The 22,838-nt window shown below is 54.8% G+C and carries 20 protein-coding genes and 1 pseudogene; 13 read left to right on the top strand and 8 right to left on the bottom strand.

Annotation, left to right across the window (positions count from 1 at the left end; genetic code table 11):
* Nucleotides 1–78 precede the first annotated feature (78 nt).
* Together ACYZTU_RS15135 and ACYZTU_RS15130 are read right to left on the bottom strand one after the other, a co-directional pair.
* Complete coding sequence (locus ACYZTU_RS15135) at nt 79–393, bottom strand: DUF7693 family protein (RefSeq protein WP_461963900.1); 315 nt, start codon at nt 391–393, stop codon at nt 79–81.
* Nucleotides 394–479: 86 nt separating this feature from the next.
* A complete protein-coding gene (locus ACYZTU_RS15130; RefSeq protein WP_461971053.1) occupies nt 480–650 on the bottom strand; it encodes a hypothetical protein in 171 nt (56 codons plus the stop codon).
* Between the two features lie 23 nt (nt 651–673).
* Between ACYZTU_RS15130 and ACYZTU_RS15125 the strand changes: the two genes are divergently transcribed.
* The 4 genes from ACYZTU_RS15125 (at nt 674) to ACYZTU_RS15110 (ending at nt 3,739) form a co-directional block, all read left to right on the top strand.
* A complete protein-coding gene (locus ACYZTU_RS15125) occupies nt 674–955 on the top strand; it encodes a hypothetical protein (RefSeq protein ID WP_461963899.1) in 282 nt (93 codons plus the stop codon).
* Between the two features lie 437 nt (nt 956–1,392).
* Nucleotides 1,393–2,415: an IS21 family transposase gene (istA, locus tag ACYZTU_RS15120; protein ID WP_131061595.1), complete on the top strand. Its 1,023-nt coding sequence runs from the start codon at nt 1,393–1,395 to the stop codon at nt 2,413–2,415.
* Nucleotides 2,412–3,200 carry an IS21-like element helper ATPase IstB gene (istB, locus tag ACYZTU_RS15115; RefSeq protein WP_131061594.1) on the top strand — a complete coding sequence of 263 codons (789 nt, stop codon included), beginning with the start codon at nt 2,412–2,414 and terminating at the stop codon, nt 3,198–3,200. Before istA ends, istB begins: the two co-directional genes overlap by 4 nt.
* 77 nt (nt 3,201–3,277) lie before the next feature.
* On the top strand, nt 3,278–3,739 hold the full coding sequence (locus ACYZTU_RS15110) for a hypothetical protein (protein ID WP_461963897.1): 462 nt from the start codon (nt 3,278–3,280) through the stop codon (nt 3,737–3,739).
* A gap of 82 nt (nt 3,740–3,821) precedes the next feature.
* Here the strand turns inward: ACYZTU_RS15110 and ACYZTU_RS15105 are convergent, their stop codons facing one another.
* The 4 genes from ACYZTU_RS15105 to ACYZTU_RS15090 form a co-directional block, all read right to left on the bottom strand.
* Nucleotides 3,822–4,232, bottom strand: a complete 411-nt coding sequence (locus ACYZTU_RS15105) for a hypothetical protein (RefSeq protein WP_461963895.1) — start codon at nt 4,230–4,232, stop codon at nt 3,822–3,824.
* 1 nt (nt 4,233) lies between these two features.
* A complete protein-coding gene (locus tag ACYZTU_RS15100; protein ID WP_461963893.1) occupies nt 4,234–6,282 on the bottom strand; it encodes a hypothetical protein in 2,049 nt (682 codons plus the stop codon).
* 5 nt (nt 6,283–6,287) lie between these two features.
* On the bottom strand, nt 6,288–7,979 hold the full coding sequence (locus ACYZTU_RS15095) for a hypothetical protein (RefSeq protein WP_461963891.1): 1,692 nt from the start codon (nt 7,977–7,979) through the stop codon (nt 6,288–6,290).
* 137 nt (nt 7,980–8,116) lie between these two features.
* Nucleotides 8,117–9,406, bottom strand: coding sequence for a site-specific integrase (locus ACYZTU_RS15090; protein ID WP_461963889.1), 1,290 nt, complete (start codon nt 9,404–9,406; stop codon nt 8,117–8,119).
* 157 nt (nt 9,407–9,563) lie between these two features.
* On the opposite strand from ACYZTU_RS15090, the pseudogene ACYZTU_RS15085 reads away from it, so the two are divergent.
* Together ACYZTU_RS15085 and pgm are read left to right on the top strand one after the other, a co-directional pair.
* Nucleotides 9,564–10,811: pseudogene (locus tag ACYZTU_RS15085) on the top strand (aminotransferase class I/II-fold pyridoxal phosphate-dependent enzyme); the annotation flags it as partial.
* A 110-nt stretch (nt 10,812–10,921) separates the two neighbouring features.
* Nucleotides 10,922–12,568 carry a phosphoglucomutase (alpha-D-glucose-1,6-bisphosphate-dependent) gene (gene pgm / locus ACYZTU_RS15080; RefSeq protein WP_461963887.1) on the top strand — a complete coding sequence of 549 codons (1,647 nt, stop codon included), beginning with the start codon at nt 10,922–10,924 and terminating at the stop codon, nt 12,566–12,568.
* A 69-nt stretch (nt 12,569–12,637) separates the two neighbouring features.
* Here the strand turns inward: pgm and ACYZTU_RS15075 are convergent, their stop codons facing one another.
* Nucleotides 12,638–13,333 (bottom strand): pirin family protein, encoded by a 696-nt coding sequence (locus ACYZTU_RS15075; protein WP_461963885.1) that lies wholly within the window; start codon nt 13,331–13,333, stop codon nt 12,638–12,640.
* Between the two features lie 279 nt (nt 13,334–13,612).
* On the opposite strand from ACYZTU_RS15075, the gene ACYZTU_RS15070 reads away from it, so the two are divergent.
* On the top strand, nt 13,613–16,087 hold the full coding sequence (locus tag ACYZTU_RS15070; protein ID WP_461963883.1) for a UvrD-helicase domain-containing protein: 2,475 nt from the start codon (nt 13,613–13,615) through the stop codon (nt 16,085–16,087).
* Between the two features lie 120 nt (nt 16,088–16,207).
* Entirely contained in the window at nt 16,208–17,545 is a 1,338-nt protein-coding gene (locus tag ACYZTU_RS15065) for an IS4 family transposase (protein WP_461963881.1), read from the top strand.
* A gap of 44 nt (nt 17,546–17,589) precedes the next feature.
* Here ACYZTU_RS15065 and ACYZTU_RS15060 read toward each other — a convergent pair whose 3' ends face one another.
* On the bottom strand, nt 17,590–17,862 hold the full coding sequence (locus ACYZTU_RS15060; protein ID WP_033054957.1) for a DUF1652 domain-containing protein: 273 nt from the start codon (nt 17,860–17,862) through the stop codon (nt 17,590–17,592).
* A gap of 296 nt (nt 17,863–18,158) precedes the next feature.
* Here ACYZTU_RS15060 and ACYZTU_RS15055 point away from each other — a divergent pair, with 296 nt between their 5' ends.
* The 5 genes from ACYZTU_RS15055 (at nt 18,159) to ACYZTU_RS15035 (ending at nt 22,603) form a co-directional block, all read left to right on the top strand.
* Nucleotides 18,159–18,974: a helix-turn-helix domain-containing protein gene (locus tag ACYZTU_RS15055; protein WP_461971051.1), complete on the top strand. Its 816-nt coding sequence runs from the start codon at nt 18,159–18,161 to the stop codon at nt 18,972–18,974.
* 50 nt (nt 18,975–19,024) lie between these two features.
* The gene (locus ACYZTU_RS15050) at nt 19,025–20,428 is read left to right on the top strand and encodes an NAD(P)/FAD-dependent oxidoreductase (protein WP_461963879.1); all 1,404 of its coding nucleotides are present in this window, start codon (nt 19,025–19,027) and stop codon (nt 20,426–20,428) included.
* Nucleotides 20,429–20,471: 43 nt separating this feature from the next.
* A complete protein-coding gene (locus tag ACYZTU_RS15045) occupies nt 20,472–20,813 on the top strand; it encodes a cupin domain-containing protein (protein ID WP_449645508.1) in 342 nt (113 codons plus the stop codon).
* 60 nt (nt 20,814–20,873) lie between these two features.
* Nucleotides 20,874–21,959, top strand: coding sequence for a polyamine ABC transporter substrate-binding protein (locus ACYZTU_RS15040; protein ID WP_461963877.1), 1,086 nt, complete (start codon nt 20,874–20,876; stop codon nt 21,957–21,959).
* Between the two features lie 176 nt (nt 21,960–22,135).
* On the top strand, nt 22,136–22,603 hold the full coding sequence (locus tag ACYZTU_RS15035; protein ID WP_461963875.1) for a hypothetical protein: 468 nt from the start codon (nt 22,136–22,138) through the stop codon (nt 22,601–22,603).
* The last annotated feature ends 235 nt before the right edge of the window (nt 22,604–22,838 follow it).

Below are 22,838 nucleotides of genomic sequence, written 5' to 3'. Positions count from 1 at the left end.
CTCAGCGTGGTATCAGAGGCTACTCTGCGCGATCCGTTGAGCATTGCTAACGCGCCAATAGCAATACTTGGGGTCTTATCAGATACCGCAGAGCAGCTCCTCAAGCGTACGATGTTCTTCTGGGCTAAGAAGCGCTACAGGATCAAGTGCTTTGATATCGGTTGAGGTGAATTCATACTTTCGGTCGTCAGGACTGCAGCAGCTATCGCAGTAGTCCAACTCACCGCAATCATTGAAAAAACTGATCAACCAGCCGTCCACTTCGACGGTCATCAGGCCACAGAAGATTTCGTTCCAGGTGTGCTCAGTGATTCGGCGCATAGGGCGTGAACCGATACAAACATCACGGAGTATCTGGTGAACCTCTTGGGCGGTAAGCATTCTTGTATCCATGGCGGGATAACCTAAAGACTGTGACGATTGAACACTGCGGCGTCTGGCCTACGCGCTCTGTGCCAGAACAATCGTGCAAGACAACTTTAGAGGATTTCCACTTTGGGCGCTGATGGCTTCAACGCAAGGCCACCAAAGGAGGATCCCGCATCGACGTACCTCAGCGCTGACTTGATGTCCTTCCAGCCGACATATCTCATCAGCGACTTGATATCCCAACCATAAGCAGAAGCCCTAGTGGCAAACCCGCGCCGCATCGAGTGGATACTGTAGATGTCCGATGGCACAACTGCCTGCGCAAAGCATCGACGAAGCATTGGGATCAAGCTGTTGGAGTGATGCCGTCGTCAGCAAGGTTGCCCCAGCGATCTATCTTCCTAAATATAGGGCCATGAGCAATGCCGGCCACGGTGATCCAGTTGATGTAAGCCTGCACGGGACACAGCTTTTTGAGGGCAGGGGTGTGGAAGGTCGTCCCTTGGTGCTGTCGATCGCCTTTGGTGTAAGGCAAATAGAAAGTGATGCCAGCGCCGGCGTCCGCCTGAGTATGTTCGACTTGTAATCGCGCCAGTTCGTCCCCGTGAAACTCTCGCCAAAATCCGATTAGCACCAACGATGTCGCGTCGGTGCTTCATCACGCTCCGGAACCGACCACCATTGGCGGTGGCTTACTCACTTGATTACAGTGACACTCGCTCCTCGTATTGACCTAGGTGTCAGGCAACAGTAGCATGCCAACCAAGCGATTACCTGGATCGCGCGGTCGGCACGCAAAGACCTAGTCACGGGTGTTACACCCCCCATTTTTTCACGCAATCAACAGTCGTCATTCGCGGGCAGCCGACACCGCTAACGACCGGAGCTTGCGATGATCCTTCCCATTTTTCCCGCTGATCTTGAACGCCATACAGGTATGTGTCAGTACCGATGCAAAACTGACCCACCCTACCGGTTGAAAACTGACCCACTTGGGCAAAATGCAGCTTTTGCGAGCTGCCCATGCTGTCCCAGGAGCAACACGTGGAAATCAGTGTTCTTATTCGTCAGGGTTTGTCTATTCGGGCCATCGCCCGGCAGATGGGCTGCTCTCGCAATACCATTCGACGCCACCTCAAATTACAGGCCCAGCGCCAGCCCGTCGTCTATGGCCCGCGCGCGCAGCGCGTGGGCAAGCTTGTGCCTTTCGAGGCCTATCTGCGCCAGCGCGTAGAAGCCGCTCGACCCCATTGGATTCCCGCCATCGTGCTGTTGAGGGAGATCCGCGAACAGGGTTACGAAGGCGGGTACTCAATCCTCACCAGCTTTCTGTTGACCTTGAAATCCAAGGCAAACGAAGCCGTCGTTCGCTTTGAAACCGAGCCCGGTGAGCAGATGCAGGTGGACTTCACCGTCATTCGGCGTGGCCGCGATCCGTTGTTGGCATTCGTTGCAACGTTGGGCTGGAGCCGTGCGACCTACGTCGTTTTCTCCCGTCGCGAAGACTCCGCAGCCTGGTGTTCCGGTATCGAAAAGGCGCTGCGTTTCTTCGGCGGTACGCCGCGAAAGCTACTCTTCGACAACGCCAAAACAATCATCCAGGAACGCGATGTTTATGGCCCCGGTCAGCACCGCTGGAATACCGCGCTATTGAATTTGGCAGAGCGCTACGGTTTCACACCGAAAGTCTGCCGGCCTTATCGGGCGCAGACCAAGGGCAAGGTCGAGCGCTTCAACCACTACCTGAAAAACAGCTTCGTAGTGCCACTGGCCGCGTCACTTAACCAGGTCAACTTGCTGTTGGACGTTGAGGTCGCGAACAGCAAGATCGGCCCTTGGTTGATGGAGGTCGCCAACGCCCGAACACATGCGACGACGGGCGAAATACCGCAACACCGACTGGATACCGAAGTGCACCACTTGTTGCCCCTGCCAGAGATCCAAGGGGTTGCGAGCAGCATGATTTCAGTCGTCCAACCCATGCCGGTGGAAAGCTTGCAGCATCCGCTCTCGGTCTATCAGGCACTGCTTGAGGTACGTCCATGAACCTTCAACATCTGCGCATCGAGTCTCTTTGCCAACAGTTCAAGCTGGACACTTTTGCGACGGACTGGCCGGCACTGGCCCAGCAAGCGGCCGAAAAAGAAACGAGCTATGCCGACTTCCTGGAACAGCTTCTGCTGAGCGAGGATCGCGCTCGAAACGAGCGGCGGCGGCAAGCGCTGCTGCAACAGTCCGGGCTGCCGGCGGTAAAAACGGTTGAACAATACGACTTCAAATTCGCCAGCGGCGCGCCGCAAAGCCAGATCCTGGAACTGGCCGGGCTGGCCTTCATCGAGCGTAAGGAAAACGTCGTGCTGCTGGGGCCTTCGGGCGTTGGCAAAACACACTTGGCCAGCGCTCTGGCTTATCGGGCGATCATGGCAGGCATTTCGACCCGATTCATCTCCGCCGCCGACCTGACTTTGCAACTCGTCGCCGCGCACCATCAAGGGCGCCTGGCTCAGTATTTCAGTCGCGTTGTTCAACGCTCGAAACTGCTGGTGATTGATGAGATCGGCTATTTGCCGTTCGGCCGTGACGAAGCCAACTTGTTCTTCAACGTGATCGCCAAACGGTACGAACATGGCAGCTTGGTGCTGACCAGCAACTTGCCGTTCAGCCAGTGGGCAACGACCTTCGCGGACGACTCGACACTGACCGCTGCGCTGCTGGATCGGCTTCTGCACCATGCGCATATCGTCCAGGTCAGCGGACAGAGTTATCGACTGAAGGACAAGCTGAAATCAGGTCAGGTGGTGCCGAGAGAAACGGCCTCGCCACAGAAATAAACAGACCTCAAACACCGCCGGGGTGGGTCAGTTTTACTTCGGTAGGGTGGGTCAGTTTTCAACCGGTGTTGACAGGTATGAAGAAATCCGCTCGCTTCCTCTTCAAAACCTGGCCTGGCTTGAAACCGATCATGCATACCCAAGCATTGGAACTTCTCGCTAAAGGTCTTGGCTACCGCAGTTACCACCACGCCAAACAGCTAGCATTGTCCTGGACTGATGCCCGACCTGACATTCATATCGATTCGATCGAGTGGAATCTTTCGCATGTACTGAGCGATGAGTTTCTAGCTCCCGGAAACCCTAGCGTCAGCATCAACCTCGGCAATCTCTTAGCCTACATTCAAACCATCCCCTTGCACCACCTAACGGTCTTTAAGCGCTTTCCAGAGTTGCTGGAGCGGAAACATTCATTCCAGCTTCCTCCTCGCGACGCAAAATCGCCATTCGGGAGGTACCAACATAGTGCAGTCATTCCCTTAACTGGTAACTGGCGGATTTCCGACAACGATGACAGTGACGAGCCGGGGCAACCTTGAGGGACTGGTAGCAGCAGCCGTTGTTGCAGTATTCGGATGTCACGACACCCCGCACATACCCTGTCTCTCCGGTCATTTCCGGTCATTTCCGGTCAACTTTTGGCAGCGGGGCATTCAACTGCTCCCGCTTCAACCCATGCACCACGGCATTGTGTATAAAGCGTCGGGCCATCTCTGCCATCGCTTGGACTTCGTTCTTGAGCTGCCTGATCTCCTCCTGCTGCCTTGCAATCGTCTCCGCCGCAGCTGTAAGGCTCTTCGGTTTCGGAATGCTTGCTAGCTTGTCCCGGTGGGAGGTGATCGCCGCTTTCCGAACCTTGTAGGCATTGATCACTGCCGGCTTATCGACAAAAGCCTGGCGGCTGGGAACAAAGTCCAGCACCGATTCAGCCGCTTTGCAGATCTCATCCCAGGTCAGCTTTTGCTTGATCGGCCAATCCCTGATAATCGCCACAATGGCTTTGAGTTCCTTGGGTGTAAAAGCGCGGGGCATATCAGTTACCACTCATCATTTCTTGAAGGCAAAGTTGCAGATCTTCATCGTCGATACCGCTAAGCACGCTGCCGGTATTGTTCGTCAGTTCAGCTGCCGGCTGCTTATTGAGGATGATCCGCTTCGCATGCGTGAAGTCTTTGCCTACCATTTGTACGGGACTGCCGTCCGGAATATCAGGGTTTTCATGCATGGCTACAATCTGGCTCAGACGTTCCAGGTAATGAGTATGCGTTTCCACCCAACGCGTTGCCGGGCGATTACCAGCCTCGATCTCTTTCACAGTTGCCGCAAGGTTTTCTGCCACATGATCCCGCTCAACCTTCACAGCTGCCAATGAATTCTTGTGCCCTTTACAATGCAACAAGTCAGAACAATTCAAGCAATCGCCCGATTTCTGACATGGACTAATTGTCCAAGGGTGCGTACAGATACCATACCGCGTTGAGATAATCGGCCCCTTGTTGAGGATGTTGTATTCGGCAGCAGTGATGGGCTTAGGGGTGACGTCTTTCACGGGAATCACATCAGCGCTATACATCTCGGCTTTGCGCATCGGATCCTGGTGGATATAGTCACGCGTCTGCTTAACCGATGCGCGCCCGCTCCACTTGGTGATGGTCTCAATCCCAACCCCAGCTTCTTTCGCTGCGGTATTCAGGAAATGTCGTAACTGGTGCGATCGGAGAGAAAGGCTTGGATAGCCCTGCTTTGTGAAGAAAGAGGGATAAGTCTTGCCATTAGTTGTAGCCACCCGATCCGGGCCTACACGTGATGAATAGTAGTGTTGGTTTGCTGGTGTCAGCAGCACTGGGCTGGTTGCCAGCCCCTGGCTGATCTGAAGCTTGAGGAAACACAACAAAGACTCAGACATTTTCGGTGGCTTTGTAATATGCAGCTCAGAATCAACTTGATATGGGAAGAAAGGGTTAAGCTTCATATTGTAGGCCCGAACAATCTCCCACAATTTATTCAACGTCCAGCCCTCGAGTTTGTACGACCCCGTCATGTGTTTCATCACCTGCTCGGTCGATTTTTCCGTTGGACGACCAAGCGCTGAGATTACTTCATCTTTCGTCAAAATCTGATCGGCAGGTACGGCAGGTACGGCAGGGTGAGGGTAAAATTCAGTTTTGCCGCTCTCGAGATACAAAGCGAGTTTGCGCCCTGGCTCCGTAATGGCTGTCAAGCGCCTGAATGCCTCTTTGCAATGCTCCACCATGGTGGCTGGAACGCCTTTTGTCATGATTTTTTTATTCTTCGTGGAGTAGTAATGCAGATACCATTGCGTATCGCCATTTTTATCTTTTTCAGATTTCATCGAGTCTAATCTGAGCCTTAGCTTCTCGGCAATTCGCATCGGTGCTGATAACAGAATTGCGGTAATACTCGTGATGTAAACCGCCTCATCATCGAGATCGTCGCTGTGGTAACCGCGCGAGAAAATTTCGGCTAGCGCTAATATGGCCTCGTCATCGGGAAGCGATTGTTTGACAGGCTTTGCGCTTTCCGCTTGCGAGTTATCGTTAAAAGGGGATGCCCAGTACTTGATCGAGTGCGGGGAAATATTCTGTTCAGCAACAACCCTTGCCAAGGCTTTCACCGCGACGGCTGTGGCGTGGTGGCTTTTATTCCGTTGCTTGATGATTTCAACTGCTTTATCAAGATGTCGCTCGGACAATCGGGTGATATCAGCATGGCCGTCGACTAAAGTCAGTGCGGCACCAATAATTTGGACAGCAAGATAGTCAACCCGAAAGGCCTTGGCAGGATCACCTTTCCGGGTGTTGACAATGTAAGCCTTGGCGAATTCCATAAAATCAGGATCAAATTGCTGATCACGAGTTGGTACCTTTGATGCCTGTAGCTTTACCCCGTAAGTCATAAAGCGTAACTTGCCGCGCGGTGTATGCCATACATCTGTATTCCAGTCGAAGCCAGGGTGGTTTTTCCAAATAGGGCTTACGTGCTTTGCTAGGTGGATGTAACTCTGCAGGTGTTTCTGGCAAGCGATCTGGCTTTTGGACTGAAAGTTGATTGGATTGGACATGCTGTCTACCTGGCCTTGTGTTTCTTTTTTGCATCGATAGAGTTGTTGCCTTCATCGAGATGCATTTGAGTTTCTTGTGCAGCTGATCTCAGCTCCTGTTTGCGAGCGTCGCAGAGTCTGATGACCAGCTTGACAGCAGCAATATCTTTATTTAGCTGGAGAGGTACTAGGATCCGGCGAGTTTTACTCGGCATGTGGATATTATTCTCTTCTTCTTGCCGTTCGATGAGCCTTAGTAGCACCTCTTCGTGAGGAGCATCGACCCACGGTTGAAATTTCGCGCAACGGTAACACGGGATTGGAACCGACGCATTGCAGTACCCGTGCTCCCCGCAAGTACCCACGCTGTGATGACCGTCCAATTCAATGCGGCTGGCAGGATTGTTTCCGCGAACTGCATCAGACTCTTTATCCCTTAATGTACCGGAGAAGGCCTGAGCGAGAGGGGCAAGTATCACTTGCATTTCAAGATCTAGCAGCCGAGCATCTTCTGCCGGGTCGTCGTAATAGTGATCGAGAGAGGTATTTTCACTGTGGCCTAGCCAGTATTGTAAGGTCGCACGAGGTACGCCCAAGCGTGCGAGCTGTCGAGCGCGTGTATACCTCATTCGATAGGCAAACTCACGTACCGACTTCCCAGTGCGGTGAGAGACGACTATGGATCCTGAGACTCTTTTCAATGCTGTAGAAATCGCTGAGCTGCTTAGATGGAATACAGCGCTCGACAGGCCGATTGGAAACGAACCATCATTTAATTTTTTCAACCGGGTCATATCACGCTGGAGAAAAGGAAGTTCATTGCGCTCAGCTTCAGTAAGTTTGCGTTGGAAATGTTTTTCATGATCGGCAATGGTATTATAAATTTGTAGCAAGCAAAGGTTCCACAGGTCGTCGCCCATTGGATGAGTTTCGAATTTTGAGCCCCGAAACCAATATTCGGCACTCCTATCCTTGGAGCCTGGAAAAGTCACACGCTTCCCAGAAAGACCTCCAGTTTCTCCATCTGAAAGAAAGTCAGATACTTTAAGATTAGCAAGCTGGATTCCTCGCTTGCCGTATTGGCCCATCAACAGCAGTGCCGACGTGTCTCGCAGGCTGATCTTCCCCGACTCGTAGTCTAGCCAATAGGTATCTATTAGATCGTCGTATTCTTGAGCTGTATACCAGCCTTCTGTGGGGTCATCCGAAGTAATTCGTTTCCGACTCTGCATACCTGGGGCCTTCAAGGCCATTACAACGCTAAATGCCTCTGCGTCAACGCCAGGATAGCCCAATTTATACCATGTTTTTAGAATAGACGTGAAGGCATGATTAGTATCTTGAGATACCTGTTTAATTAGTTTTCGATAGGAATTATGAGTAAATTCCTTGATTAAGCTTATTTTAATGCTTTGTTCGATTCTGTTAACGTAGTTGCCCAAGGTCGAAGGCGCAAGTAAGTTGCTGATGGCAATCGCTTCTAGTGTGGATTTGAATCCAAGTACAGTCTGGTTATCCATGTCTAGGATACTTCTAATATCAACTGTTCGCCGATCCGCGATAGTGACGCTCGTATTTGAGAATCTTACGCTGTAAGAACCACTTGATGGGAGTTCATTGCGATCAAAATTCGTCATGATTTCGATATCTTCGATCGGTATGTCAAGACGATCGATAGCTTTTGCGGCGTTTATTGTTGCGTTATTATTGGAGGCCATAAATCTTACCATGTACTGTATTTACTGACGATTCAGAGCGGAATGCTGGCGGGTGCATTTGTGCTCAGCGATATCTGCTTTGGTGCATAGAGCTCCGGGCAAGCGATCGTTGTCCGTGATCGAAACAACAGCCGATTTCACTGCCCATAGCGACTACTGCCTGATCGTTTTCGATCAAATTTATTCCTTGCAGTATCTGATGCGACAGCAATACCTGTTTCGTTCGCAGATTGTTGAATGTGACGCAAGTCATAGTCGAGCGCCGATGACGATCCTTCGACCCATCCCATCCAGTGCTCGCGCTCCTGCCGAATTTTTGTATCGCTGTAGCCCATTTTTTCGCAGTGCTCGGAAAATCTGTAATTCCAGTGGTGTCGAAGCAGGTGAGGGTGCAGTCCCTTGAGTCTCTTGTCTCGCTTAATGATCACGGACAGAGCAGACCGAAACGTCGTAATCTCGATCTCTCGACCTTGATTTTCGCCCCGTTTGTGGTTCACAAAGATGAACGATTCGTTTTTGAAGCCAACGTTAGGGATCTCTGCTCGATACCTTCCCAGATACTCAAACATCATCTTCTCAAGATGTTCTGAGATTTTGAGAGTTCGCCCCAATGTCTTCGCCACTGGTTGGTTCATTCGGCGATCAAACTCGTCATCATGATTGCGGCGGATTCTGATGTGGGCGCTGTCTCCACCAGATGCAGGGATGAAATCTGGGTACCGAAGGCTAAGTAACTCGCCCAACCTCATACCTGTGTCGTAGAGGATGCGCAGGGCAAGGACATTGCGAAATAAGACCGCTCGCTTGAAAAGAGATACGAGTTGGTTTGGTTTGCTGAGGCTAGCCTGCTCCTCTGGCTCAGATCCAGGGGTACCCTTCATGAGTTCGTCCGCATTCTCGAACAGCTCCAAGAGCGCCGCATCTGCGGGGTCACTGAGCCTCTTGGCGATACGCTCCCTTTTCGCTTTAGACTTTGAACCGGTTTTCTTCTTACGCTCTTGGAGATTGGCCTGAAGACGTTCAATTAGCTTTGCGTTCTCTGTGGCATTCGAGTCAGTGATCCAGTGGCCGAACAACCACCCAAAATAGACTTTCAGGATGTCGAGCGAGTAGTCGACCTGAGCTCCCTTGATAGTGGTGCCGTCGCGCTTTTTGGTGTTCACCGATATCGCCTGGACGAGGGATTCGACCTCCGGCACGGTCAGTAGCTTCTTAGTCGCGAACCTGTGGTCAAGATCGATCTTATGCCGCGCGGCCCATTCGTACAGTCTTTTCAGGGCGAACAGGGCGACCCTCTGTGAGCCAGCTGTTTTGCTCGCCATCCGCATGGTGATGAATGCAGTTGGATAGAACAACGGGAAGGCATCTCCCTCTAGGTCTATGAGCAGTGAGAAGCGACTGCCGTCTCGCGCTTTGTAGTCTCTCACTATCATTGTCATCGTGTTAACACTTCCCATCGGAGTTTTAGTAAGTGAATTTTGTTTTTTACAAAAAAGCCCAACAACCCTGCGTCTTTCCAAATGCTATCACACTGATTTTATTGGCACGATACGGAAAAACTGATGTCTTTTATGTACTTGCAGTATGAAGTATTCGCTGCTGGAGAAGGAAGGGCGCGTTTATTCGGTCGCCAAATCCGGCTATTACGCGTTACCGGTGTCCTCCATCAGCGTACTCAGCAGTGGCAATGACCTGCTTGAAACCGTCTATGTCAACGCCAGGCGCCCAGGAATGCTGGTCTTGAGCGCCGATGAGCCGGCGCTGTTACAGCCGCTCGACAGCCCGCTGTTACTGCTGGAGCGGGAACTGCTGCGCCAGTATCCGCGCCAGCCGCAACCGTCATCGCAACCGTGTGGCGAGCTGGAGCTACGCATGGCCCTGGCGGCGCGCTACACCTCCTCTCCGCTGCGATGCTGGCACGCCGACGATGTCTATATTGGCGCCGACCTGCGCGGCGTGCTGGAAATACTGATCGCCGTGTTGAGCCTCAAGGACGCTACGGTGCTGGTCGAGTCGCCGTGCGACTGGGCGATTCTGCGGTTGCTCCAGGCTGCGCAGGTACGAGTGATTGAACTGGCGGTGCAATCCAGCGGCGGCCTGGACGTCGAGTGGCTCAAGGAGTTGCTGGAGACCGAACCGGTGCGGCTGGTGATGGTTTCATCCGGGCTGAACATGCCGCGAGGCAGCTTGGCGCCCGAGGACAACCGACAAGCTGTTGCGCAATTGCTGGAGCGACATGGCAGCTGGGTGTTGGAAAACGACTGCTACGGCGAACTCGGATTCGAGCCGGACAGCCAGCGGTTTCGCGACCTGCTGGACCCCGATCGGCTGATCGTATTTTCCACGTTCGAGAAAATCATCGGGCCAGAAGCGCCCTACGGCTATTTGCTCTCGCGGCATTTCAGTGCTGAACTGCAACGGCACTTTCTTCTGCGTTCGTTTCGCCTGTCACCAATTCGTCAGAAAGCCATCGCTCGCTTGTACAGCAACGGACGTGTCGATCAGCACCTTCTGGTATTACGGCGGATGCTCAAGGATCGCAAGGTGCAGATGACTCAGCTGTTGCAGGAGCGTCTGGGCGATGCCTTGCGCTTCGTCGAGCCTCAGGGCGGTGCAACCATCTGGGTCCGTTCGCTGCGTCAGGTCGATGTACGTCGAGTGTTCCATCGCCTGCTCAAACACCAAGTGGTGATCGCACCGGGAGAGCTGTTCAGTCTCCAGGGTTTGCACGCGCAACACTTGCGCCTCAGTCACACCTTCGGCGGCGACCACGACTTGGCCGCGGCACTGGGCCTGTTAGGGGATGCCTTGCGTCTGGAGTCGATCGATTGAACGGGGCCACAAAACATCCCTGACACTCGTGGATTGATCCCATCGCGTTGCGGTCAAACTGCCAGTAAACTGCGTCCTATTCCTGAACCACTCTCTTTCAGAGGTTTTGCATGACACTCAGTCCTTTTGCGGGCAAACCGGCACCGGTAGAACTGTTGGTCGACATCCCGCGACTGGTAACGGCCTATTACACCGGCCAGCCCGATGCCGCCATCTCGACCCAGCGCGTTGCCTTCGGCACGTCCGGGCACCGAGGCAGCTCGTTCGACTTGAGTTTCAACGAATGGCACGTTCTGGCGATCAGCCAGGCGATCTGCCTGTACCGCGAAGCCCAAGGCATTGATGGCCCGCTGTTCGTCGGCATCGACACCCACGCGCTGTCCACCCCGGCCGGCGCCAGCGCCCTTGAAGTGCTGGCTGCCAACGGCGTGACGGTGATGATTGCCGAAGGTGACGAGTACACCCCGACACCGGCCATTTCCCACGCGATTCTCTGCTACAACCGCGGACGCACTTCGGGCCTGGCGGACGGCATCGTCATCACGCCGTCGCACAACCCGCCGCAAAGCGGTGGCTACAAATACAACCCTACCAACGGTGGCCCAGCCGATACTCACATCACCAAGTGGATCGAAGCCAAGGCCAACGAGCTGCTCGGCAACAAGCTCGCCGGCGTCAAGCGCATCAGCTATGAGCAGGCGCTGAAGGCCAGCACGACCCATCGTCACGATTACCTCAATAATTATGTCGCTGACCTGATCAACGTGATCGACTTCGACGCTATCCGCGATGCCAAGCTGCATCTGGGTGTCGATCCGCTGGGCGGAGCAGGCGTGCGCTACTGGTCAGCGATCGCCGAGCATTACCGCTTGGATCTGGAAGTGGTCAACAAACAGGTCGATCCGACCTTCCGCTTCATGACGGTCGACTGGGACGGCCAAATCCGCATGGACCCATCGTCCAGTCACGCGATGCAGGGCCTGATCGGTCTGAAAGAGCGTTTCGACGTAGCGTTTGCCTGCGACCCGGACCACGATCGCCATGGCATTGTGACTCCTTCCGGTGGATTGCTCGCGCCGAACAGCTACCTCGCGGTATCGATCGACTACCTGTTCCAAAACCGTCCGCAGTGGCGCGCCGATGCCGCCGTGGGTAAAACCGTGGTCAGTAGTGGCTTGATCGATCGCGTTGCAAAACGTCTGGGTCGTCGCCTGTACGAAGTGCCAGTCGGGTTCAAGTGGTTTGCCGACGGCCTGTTCGACGGCTCGCTGGGTTTTGGCGGCGAAGAAAGTGCCGGCGCTTCGTTCCTGCGCAAGGATGGCGGCGTCTGGTGCACTGACAAGGACGGCTTGATCCCGGCGCTGCTGGCAGCAGAAATGACCGCCCGCACCGGCCGTGACCCAAGTCAGGCCTATCGCGCCTTGACCGATGAACTGGGCGAACCGTTCTCGGTACGGGTCGACGCCAAGGCCAACCCTGAGCAGAAGGCGCTGCTGAGCAAATTGTCGCCGGACCAGGTCACCTCGACCCAGCTGGCGGGCGAAGCGATCCAGAGCATCCTCAGCCACGCCCCGGGTAACGACCAGGCGATCGGGGGCCTGAAAGTCATGACCGAGAACGGCTGGTTCGCGGCGCGTCCGTCGGGCACTGAAGACATCTACAAGATCTACGCTGAAAGCTTCGTCAGTGACGACCACCTCAAGCAATTGGTGGCAGAAGCGCAAACACTGGTGGATGGTGCAATTGCTGCGAAGTGATTGAGTGCAGCAGACAATAAAAAGGGGCGACCATGACGGTCGCCCTTTTTTTGTCCCGCGTTTACACGATCAGGCCAAGTCCACCAGAACGATTTCACTGTCCTCGATGGCGGTCACCCGCAACACCTGCTCATCGGCAACGGCGACACCGTCTCGAGCTTGTGCACGCAAGCCATTGACTTCAATGACGCCGGTGGCTGGAACCAAGTAAGCGCGACGGCCATTGTCCAAGTGATACTCGGCGGATTCGCCGGCCTTCAGGTTCGCCGCCACCAGTCGCGCATCGGCTCGAATCCGCAGGCTTTGATCGTCGCCATTTTTGCCGCTCGCCAGCGTCACGAAACCTTCGCGCTGGCCTTTGGGGAAAGGCTTGGCGCCCCAGGACGGTGCCAGACCGGATTCGTTCGGGATGATCCAGATCTGGAAAATCCTGGTCTCGGTCGCTTCCAGGTTGTATTCACTGTGGGCAATCCCGGTGCCGGCGCTCATGACCTGAACGTCGCCCGCTTCGGTACGACCCTTGTTGCCCAGGTTATCCTCATGGGTGATCGCGCCTTCACGGACATAGGTGATGATTTCCATGTCCCGGTGCGGGTGTTTCGGGAAACCGGTACCAGGAGCAATCACGTCGTCGTTCCACACCCGCAGGTTGCCCCAGTCCATGCGTTTTGGATCATGGTACTCGGCGAACGAAAAGTGGTGATGAGCATCCAACCAGCCATGGTGGGCGCCGCCCAGGGATTTGAAGGGTCTGAGTTCAAGCATGATCGTCTCCTGAAAAGGTTCGTCATGGGGCAGAGCGTCTGAGCCACGAAACGCGAACCGGTGGTTGATGGCGAGCATCATCTATCAGGTACCAATCGATAAAAAGCGTAAAAAATGCCTCAGTACAATCGAATAATCTGATATCAACTGACCTCGAAAGATTCTCACGCAACCTTCACTTCATCGCATAAGCCAATGACCTGTAAGCATTTCAGTAGAACTGAATGGCAAATGCAGACACCATAGCCGCCACAGCCTCACACCCTGGAGTCAGCCCGCGTGCCGCAACACACCCCCGATCTTCCTCCTGAACTTCGTCCCTTGGCCGAGATGCCACTGCTCAAGCGTCTGGCTGCCCGGTTTTTTGGCCACGGCCTGACGCGTCTGCGTGCACAGCACCGTGCTTCCTGGCTGCATGGCCAGGCCGATGGCTTTCGCAGTGGGCACAGTGCCGGCGTGGATTACGGCTATAAAGAAGGCAAGCTTGAAGGGTTGGAACAAGGCCGGCAGGTGTTGCTGATCCGCGACTCGCGCTCCACCGAGCACCGACCGCCCAACGTTGACGACCATCTGTTCGACGATTGGCGTCTGCCGTTGAGCGCCGAGTTGAAGAAGCGCATGAAGACTGATGTTGCTCGACTGCTGGCCCCGCATGCGCAGCCCAGTGCCGCGCAGTGGAAAATGATCTTCAGCGACACGCCCTCGACCTCGGTGATTGCCGGCGCGGGGGCGGGCAAGTCGACCACGTTAGTGTTGCGGATTTTGCTGCTGACCCATTATCTGGGGTTCGAGCTGAGTTCGATGACGGTGGTGACCTTTACCCGTGAATCGCGCAAAGATTTCATCAACAAACTGATTGAGCTGTTTGCATTCTGGGGTCGGGCGCTCAGTTTCAAAGAGGCGCGAGATCTGGTGCGCACCTTTCATTCGCGAATCCTGCCGATGGTTCGCAGCCTGTCGGGCTTCGAGCGACTGCAAGCCTTCGAAAACCTCAGTCACCGTCCGCAGAACGGCGATGAGGAGGCTGACAGCAATCCTTTCGACTTGCGCATCAACGACGCTCAGCGCCAACAACTCAACGCTTGCTATCACAACCTGCACACTCGCGATGAGCGCTTGCGCGAACTGATCAAGCCATTGTCCCGTCACGCGTTGCAGCTCAAGGAGCTGGAGCGCGATCACCCCGACGTGCAGAAGCGAATGGCCGTGACCGAACTGGCCGCCAAGCGTGATGAAGAGCTCTGCGATGCTGTTGAAGATCTGTGGTTTCGCGCGGGGGCCTGGCCGATCAAAGGCATCGAGCCGAATCGCCAGACGTTCGATATCAACGGCTCAACGTTTCATTGTCATGGCTATATTCCGAGCCTCGACGCTTGGGTGGTGCTGGGGTTCGATCCTCGGGAAAACCCGCAGGTCAGCCGCCCGAATGCCAAACTGACCGTAAGGGCAGAATGGGCGGTGAAGCGCACCCTGTTTCAAGCTTTCTGTCGTAAGCCATTGATATGGCTAGATAGTTACGAATCTTCAAAGCGTGTGCTGGCTTCTCTTGCCGGTGATGCCAGTGCTGGTCCGGGTTTCGATTACAAGGTCAAGGGCGAACTCGGTTCTGCGCCGTTGCTGGACTGTTTCGTCGCTGCGGCGGGGTTTATTGAGAACCTCGGCCTGGATGTGCCCAATGCCGTGGGTCAGATGAGTTTTGCCAAGGACGACCCGGATCGGTTTTTCTTCGAGGCCTTGAGTCTGTACTGGCGAGCGCTGGAAGATCATCTGCTCGATCAGAAGCCACCGGTGATGACCTATAACCGGATGTTCGCCTTGTTCAGCGAACATTCCCCGGAAAACCTGAAGCTGCTGAGCGATGAGTTGCTCAGGCCAATGTCGCACTTGATGATCGACGAATTTCAGGACGTATCGCCGCAAATCGTTTCATGGATCCGCGCGAGCCTGACCGAAATCCGCAGTCGCGGACCGGCCATGCACGTGGGGCGCGGCGCACAACGTTCGTCATTGCTCTGTGTGGGTGATGACTGGCAGTCCATCTATGGCTGGCGGGGCAGTTCGCCGACGTATTTCATGGAATTCAACAAGGAATTCCCTTCACCGAGCACGACCAAAGTCATGCTCAGTGACAACTACCGCAGTCACCAGCACATCATCGATGCCGCCGAACACATCGTTCGTGCGGCGCCCGCGATCGCTGGCAAAAAGGCCAGGGCAAGTGGCGAGCCGAAGGCGTTGCTGCCGGTGAATGTTCTCGATCGCGACGATCAAGGCATGGCCGAACGTCTGATGGAGCATTACAGAAAGGGCGATTCAATCTTGATGCTTTATCGAAAAAGTAGCGATAAGTCATTGATAGAAGAGCATATTAAGTCTGTAGTTAATGTTGATTCTAGCTTGCCGTACGAAGCGCGGCGGCTGAAACAACTGACTTATCACAGCGCCAAGGGGCTGCAGGCTGACGCCGTGTTCCTGCTGGGTGATTGTCAGCACCTGACCAGTTCACCTTACAAAAACCAGGTCTACCGCATGGCAGGTCTGGGAAAGGCTGGCGACAACGAAGCGTACGACAACGCACAGAAAGACGAGATCCTGCGGCTGGCATACGTCGGCATCACTCGGGCGGTGAGTCATTGCTACTGGTATGTCGATGGGCAAGACACCCAGGCGGCCAACCTGCCTAAAGCTTCCGATCGGATTGGCAAGGGCAAGGCGTTCTTTGCCGATCACCGACAGGGCAAGCCATTGGCGTGAGCCGTAAAATCTTGCGCACAAAAAAGCCCACTTAACGTGCAATGCTGTTCACTTAAGGATTGTTGACTAATTCTCAGACAGCAGGAAAATCCGGAATCTGATAAAGATTCCGGATTTTTTATGTCTGTTGCTCAGGATTTAAGCGCTGTTCTGGACTTCGCTGAACAGCCACTCTCACGCCTTGAGGTGTTCACCGATCACATTCCTCAGGATTGGATCACCGCTGCGGCCGCTCTGGCGGACAAAGCGACTATCCGACGTCGACGCCTGCCTTCGGACATGGTCCTTTGGCTGGTAGTGGGGATGGCGCTTTTCAGAGGAGAGCCAATAGTTGAGGTCGCTCGCCGACTCAATATCTGTGCCGACGGCCTTGCCAATGAAGTGCTTTTGGCCAAAAGCGGCCTGTCTCAGGCGCGCCAGCGCCTGGGTAACCAGCCCGTGGCCTGGCTGTTTCAGCAGTGCGCCAATACCTGGGGATACGAGCGCTACCCGCAAGACGACTGGCACGGCCTTCAGGTTTTTGCCGTCGACGGTGCCTTGTTTCGAACCCCGGAAACGTCATCATTGCGCGAACATTTTGGCTCCGGCAATACCTCCTCCGAGCGTCAAACTCCCTATCCGGTGCTGCGCCTTGTTGCGCTGATGAACGCCCGCTCTCACATCATCGCCAATGCGGCTATCAGCCCTTACCGCAAGGGCGAAATCCCGCTGGCCAAGGACTTCGTCGAGACCATACCCAATCATTCGGTGACACTGCTGGACAAAGGTTTTTTCAGTGCAGACTTGTTGTTGAGCATCCAAAGTACTGAGAGAAACCGGCATTGGATGATCCCGGAGCGCAAAGGTACGGTTCGTACAGAGATTGAACACTACGGCGATGGTGATTACCTGGTACAGATGAAAGTCTCGCCGCAGGCACGCAAGAAGAACCCACTTTTGCCTGAGTACTGGCAAGTACGGGCCGTCACCTATGAAGTCGAAGGGAAAGAAAAAACCGTCTTCACCTCGCTGCCGGCCTCACACTTCAGCGCCGAACAGATCGCCAGCCTTTATCACGAGCGATGGGAAATAGAGCTGGGCTTCAGGGATATCAAAAGCTCGATGCAAGACAATGCCTTGACCCTGCGCAGCAAGACCGTGGATCTGGTGTATCAAGAGTTGTGGGGACTCTTACTGGCTTACAACGTGGTACGTCGGGAAGCCAGTCAGGCGGCGGTTGCTCACAAGCGAGCGCCGAGCGAAGTGAGTTTCAAGTTTGCCTGTCGGCACATCGCCAGCCATCTCGTCGTCATGGCTGGAGCAGTGTCGCCGTCACACACACCCAGACGCCTGGAGGAGCTTCGCGGTAGCGTCGGTGTGCTTTTCATAACAAAACGCCCCAGACCGGCGAGGCCCAGGGCGGTGAAGATGTCAAAAACCCGGTATCCGGTTAACCGCAAAGCTGCTCCGCTTAAGTGAACAGCATTGCACTTAACGTGGGCTTGTTGTTGAGTGTTCTGCCTTCAGGCATAGCTCCTGAGGGCGACTGGCGGAATGAAAGCCTCTAGCTCATCTTCCACCGCTTCGATTATTCGCTCTACATCCGCAGCATTCATTACCGTCGCGCAAGGAATACCCGCGATGGCGATCATGGTCTCGCCACTGGCACGGTCAAATAGACGGGCAATCATGCTGCCCGGCGCGTCCATGCTCGCCTCGAAACCCATGGGATGAAAATGCCAGCGCATCAGCTGGCAGGCGTTTGGAAAGGTGACTTTACTGAACCCTTTATTCATGTGTTGCCCGCCTTATTCATCGAGCGCTTCCTTTAGCTCATGTTAGGAGGGAAGAGCCTTCAATGGCTCAACCGGTGACTGCCTTTAAAAGTAGCATCCAGATGTGAAATTAATGTGGATTTTTCAGTCCGTTTAGCGATTGCTTCAGTTTTTTTGATGCAGGTCATGAGAACGGTGGATTTCCGGCAGTTGGCTACCACTGTTGACCATTCATTGACCATTCATTGACCATTCATTGGCCATTGAAGCTGAAGCAGATCTTCGGCAAGCTCGGCTTTTTTCTCGCCGAGTCCTTTATGCACGCCGATGATGATGGTCCGCTGCAAACCCAGGCCACGGGCGACACGGTGATGCGTTATCACTTGCGCTGGAAACACCGGGATCTGGACGGGGTCATGGCGCTCTATCACCCAGAGATTCAGTACAGTGATTTTTTCCAGAACCGTGTGATGGGCCTGTCTGAGTTACGTGAGTACGTGCGCAGCAGCATGCCCCGAGATCCTGATGAAGCCCTGGAGCATTCGGACCGTATTCGTTTGGACGGCAACACGGCGTTCATTCAGTACCGCATCACCCTTCGCGGCGGTGAAGGGCTGGTGTCGTTCCGGGCCAGCGAGGCGATTACCGTCCGTGACGGACTGATCTGGCGGGTCAACGAGTACGCCTCGCTGGTGCATGAGCAGCCCGTCAGCAAGGCCGCAAGCAGCCAACGCCCAGCGGTCAGTCGGCTCGGGCTGTCTGCGCGCCAGCTGAGCTTCATGGCTGAAGACTTGCAGCAATATTTTCAGCGCCAGCAGCCTTATCTCGATCCCGAACTTGACCTGCAACGGGTGGCGAACGAGTGCGGGTACAGCCGCAATCAGATTTCCTATTTGCTGAATCAGGTGCTTGGCCAGAGCTTTTATCGATACGTCAACCAGGCGCGCCTGCAGCATTTGCTCGCGGCACTCGATAGCGCCACGCTGCCACTGCGTATTGACGAACTGGCGTTTGCCGCCGGGTTCAATTCGCTGTCGGCGTTCTATAGCTGCTTCCGTCAGCACACCGGCCAGTCGCCCAAGGCCTACGTAAAACAAATTTCTTTGCGTGCACGCGCGCAAGACAACCTCTAAGTCCACGCACTAGGATCGACGTCATCGAAGTTTGAGTGGCGGAGTCTTGCATGCCGGCGTGGCGTACTATCAGTTTGTGGATGGATCAACTCGACGAGCCATTATTGGCGCGTCCTTCGCTGGAACAGGATCTGGACGTCGACGTCGCCATCATTGGCGCGGGGTACACCGGGCTCTGGACCGCGTACTACCTCAAGCGCCTGGCGCCTGACCTGAGCATCGCCATCGTTGAAGCGCAAACCGCCGGTTTCGGTGCCTCGGGGCGTAATGGCGGCTGGCTGATGGGCAATGTGCTGGGCGAAGACCGCTTGCTCGCCGACTTGCCGCCCGAACAGCGCCGAGCTTCTTTCGATTTGCTGCACGGCATCCCGGATGAAGTCGGGATTGTCCTCGAACGTGAAGGTATCGACTGCGATTACCGCAAAGGCGGGGCGCTGTATTGCGCCGCACGCTATCCAGAACAGGAAGCCAGTCTTCGGCACTATCTCGACAAGCTCTACAGCCAGGGATTGACCGAAAGCGATTACCGCTGGCTCAGCCCCGAACAGTTGGCGCAACAGATCAGAGTCGCCAAACCTTATGGCGGTATCTATGCACCGCACGTCGCGACCATTCACCCGGCAAAGTTGGTGCGAGGTCTGGCCCGGACGGTGGAGAAAATGGGTGTCAGGATTTACGACAACAGCCCGGTCACCCAGTGGCAGTCGGGGGGGCTGCGCACGGCGAAAGCCTCGGTTCGTAGCCGCTGGATCGTACCGGCGGTAGAAGGTTACTCGGTCACCTTGCCACCTTTGGGGCGTTATCAGTTGCCGGTGCAAAGCTTGATTGTGGCCACCGAGCCGCTATCCGTTGCCACGTGGGATGAAATCGGCCTGAGTCGCGGCCAGGCCTTCAGCGAAAGCAGTCGCCAAGTGACTTACGGTCAGCGCACGGCTGACAACCGTTTGGTGTTTGGCGCGCGGGGCGGTTATCAGTTCGCTGCCAAGTTGCGCCATGACTTCGACTTGACCACCAGCGAAGTGGAGCTGCGGCGTTATCTGTTCGGCGAGCTCTTCCCGCAACTCAAGAACGTGCGGATTACCCATGCCTGGGGCGGCAATCTGGGGATGTCCCGGCGTTTCAAGCCGCACATGCTTTGCGATCAAGCGAGCGGCATTGCGATTTCCGGCGGCTATGGCGGGGAGGGCGTCGGTGCCAGCAACCTGGGCGGCCGGACCCTGGCTGATTTGATTCTGCAGCGCGACACCGAGCTGGTTCGCCAGCCGTGGGTCATCCAGGGTGGTCTCGATGCGCTCAGGGCGTGGGAGCCGGAGCCCTGTCGCTGGCTCGGTTACAACGCGATCATCCGCAGCTTCGTCCACGAAGACCAGACCCTGGCCAACCCGGCCACCGCACCCTGGCGTCGCAAACTGGCCAGCGGTCTTGCCGGCTTCATGGAAGGTTTCATGCAGTAAACGGCGCGCTCTTCATCTATAGGCTCAATCGACAGGTACTCCCATGAGCATCACGCAATTCAAGAACACTGCAACCCTGAAGCTGGAAGCGTCGAACCCGGTCGCCGTACCTCTGGGCATACCCGTGGCGGTGGCCTCGACCACCAGCGTTGAGCGCGACGATGGCGTCGAAACCGGCGTCTGGGAATGCACACCCGGACGCTGGCGGCGACAGATCATCGCCCAGGAGTTCTGTCACTTCATCCAGGGGCGCTGCACCTTTACCCCGGATGACGGTGAAACCCTGCACATAGAAGCCGGCGATGCACTGATGTTGCCAGCCAACAGCCTCGGCATCTGGGATATCCAGGAAACCGTGCGCAAGACCTACGTTTTGATTTTTTGATCCTCTGATTGCCTGCCAGCTCTCCAATAAAAAGAATACAAACCAAACAGGAATCGACTCATGATCCGAAAGACCCTGACTTTGGCTCCACTGGCGCTCATCGCGTCCCTCAGCCACGCGGCCGAGACCGTCAAGATCTACAACTGGTCGGACTACATCGCCCCGGACACCACCAAAAACTTCCAGAAAGAAACTGGCATCGCGTTCAGCTACGACGTCTTCGACAGCAACGAAACCCTCGACGGCAAGTTGATGACCGGCAAATCCGGGTACGACGTGGTATTTCCGTCCAACCACTTCATGGCGCGGCAGATTCAGGGTGTGGCGTTGAAGAAGCTCGACAAGAGCCAACTGCCGAACTGGAAAAACCTCAACCCGGCGCTGCTCAAAGCGTTACAGACCAACGATCCGGGCAACGAACACGGCTTCCCGTACCTCTGGGGCAGCACTGGCATCGGTTACAACATCGCCAAGGTCAAGGCGGTGTTGGGTGATAACGCGCCGGTGGATTCCTGGGACTTGATTTTCAAACCCGAGAACATGAAAAAGCTGCAGAAGTGTGGCGTGGCCATCCTCGACAACGGCCCCGAGCTGTTGCCGGCAGCACTGAACTACCTGGGCCTGCCGCATCACAGCAAAAACCCTGAAGACTACAAAAAAGCTGAAGCGCTGCTGATGAAAGTCCGCCCGTATATCAGCTATTTCCACTCGTCCAAGTACACCAGCGATCTGGCCAACGGCGACATCTGCGTGGCCGTCGGCTTCTCTGGTGACATCCTGCAAGCTGAAAACCGCGCGAAAGAAGCCAAGAACGGCGTCGACATCGGCTATTCGATTCCCAAGGAAGGCGCCGCCATCTGGTTCGACATGGTGGCCATGCCGGTAGACGCCCCGGACGAAAAGGCCGGCTATGCCTTCATGAACTACCTGCTGCGCCCGGACGTCATGGCCAGCATCAGCAACTATGTGCACTACGCCAACGGTAACGAACAGGCCGACAGCTTGATCGACCCGGCGATCAAGAATGACACCAAGGTCTACCCGAGCCCGGAGATGATGGGGAAATTGTTTGCGCTGGAGGCGATGCCGCTGAACATCGACCGGGTTCGGACGCGAGTGTGGAACAAGATTCGGACGGGGAGCTGATTCCGAACAGCGCAAGGCAGGCGTCGTAAGTCCGGCGTAGGCATCAATCAGATTAGGAAATAAAAAAGAAGTTTTTATACCTGTCATTTATGACAGGTTACAAAGCCCAGATGCTAATGCTAAATATGGTTTGGCGGGGCGAATAATCGCCTCCCTCAACTGCAAGGAGCATGAACATGTCCATTAACGTGCTACAGCCAGCTGAACCGGGTAGAAGCGAAAAGGGAGTAGCGACGGGTTTTATCAAAGGAACCGTCACTAATCGTCAGACCAATGAAGAGTATAAATTCAATGCTGATGGGATCTGGCGCGATGAACAGGAGGGAACGCTTCGATTTCATGGGTCGATGGTTGACCCTGAAAACCCTGCGAATATAGTGGGTGTCGCGCTTCAGCTCACTAAAATAGACACGCCCTCCGGAACCTATCGGTTTGACAGCGAGAAAGTACTCCATCTTTCCTACTTTAAACAAGACGTCGCCGATAGCACGAAAGTGCATTACTACAAGGCAAATAGAGGTAACGTCGAGCTCAAAAATACTTATCCCAATCAGCCCATCTCCGGCATGCTTGTTTTTAATACGGAGAGCATCGAAGACATTAGCTATAAAGTCGATGTGAAATATTCCATCACCGAGTTCTAAAGCTACCTGCCCCGCCTGACGCGTTGAGTCAGGCGGGCAATGTGCTGGCACTTATACTAACAACGCAAGCAAAGTGAGATGCCGTCCACAAAAAGTAACTTCCTGTATTTAATATTTAAATAGTCGATTGTCAGAAATTTCCCTCGAAACCCTCAACTACAAATAATATTTCGACAGCACAAGCATTGTTTCCGGGTACTTGCTGGAACAACTCAATTTGACGTCAAAAAAAATG

This window comes from Pseudomonas sp. HLT2-19-2 (genome assembly GCF_054898005.1).
This window is presented reverse-complemented; position numbering and strand designations above follow the sequence as displayed.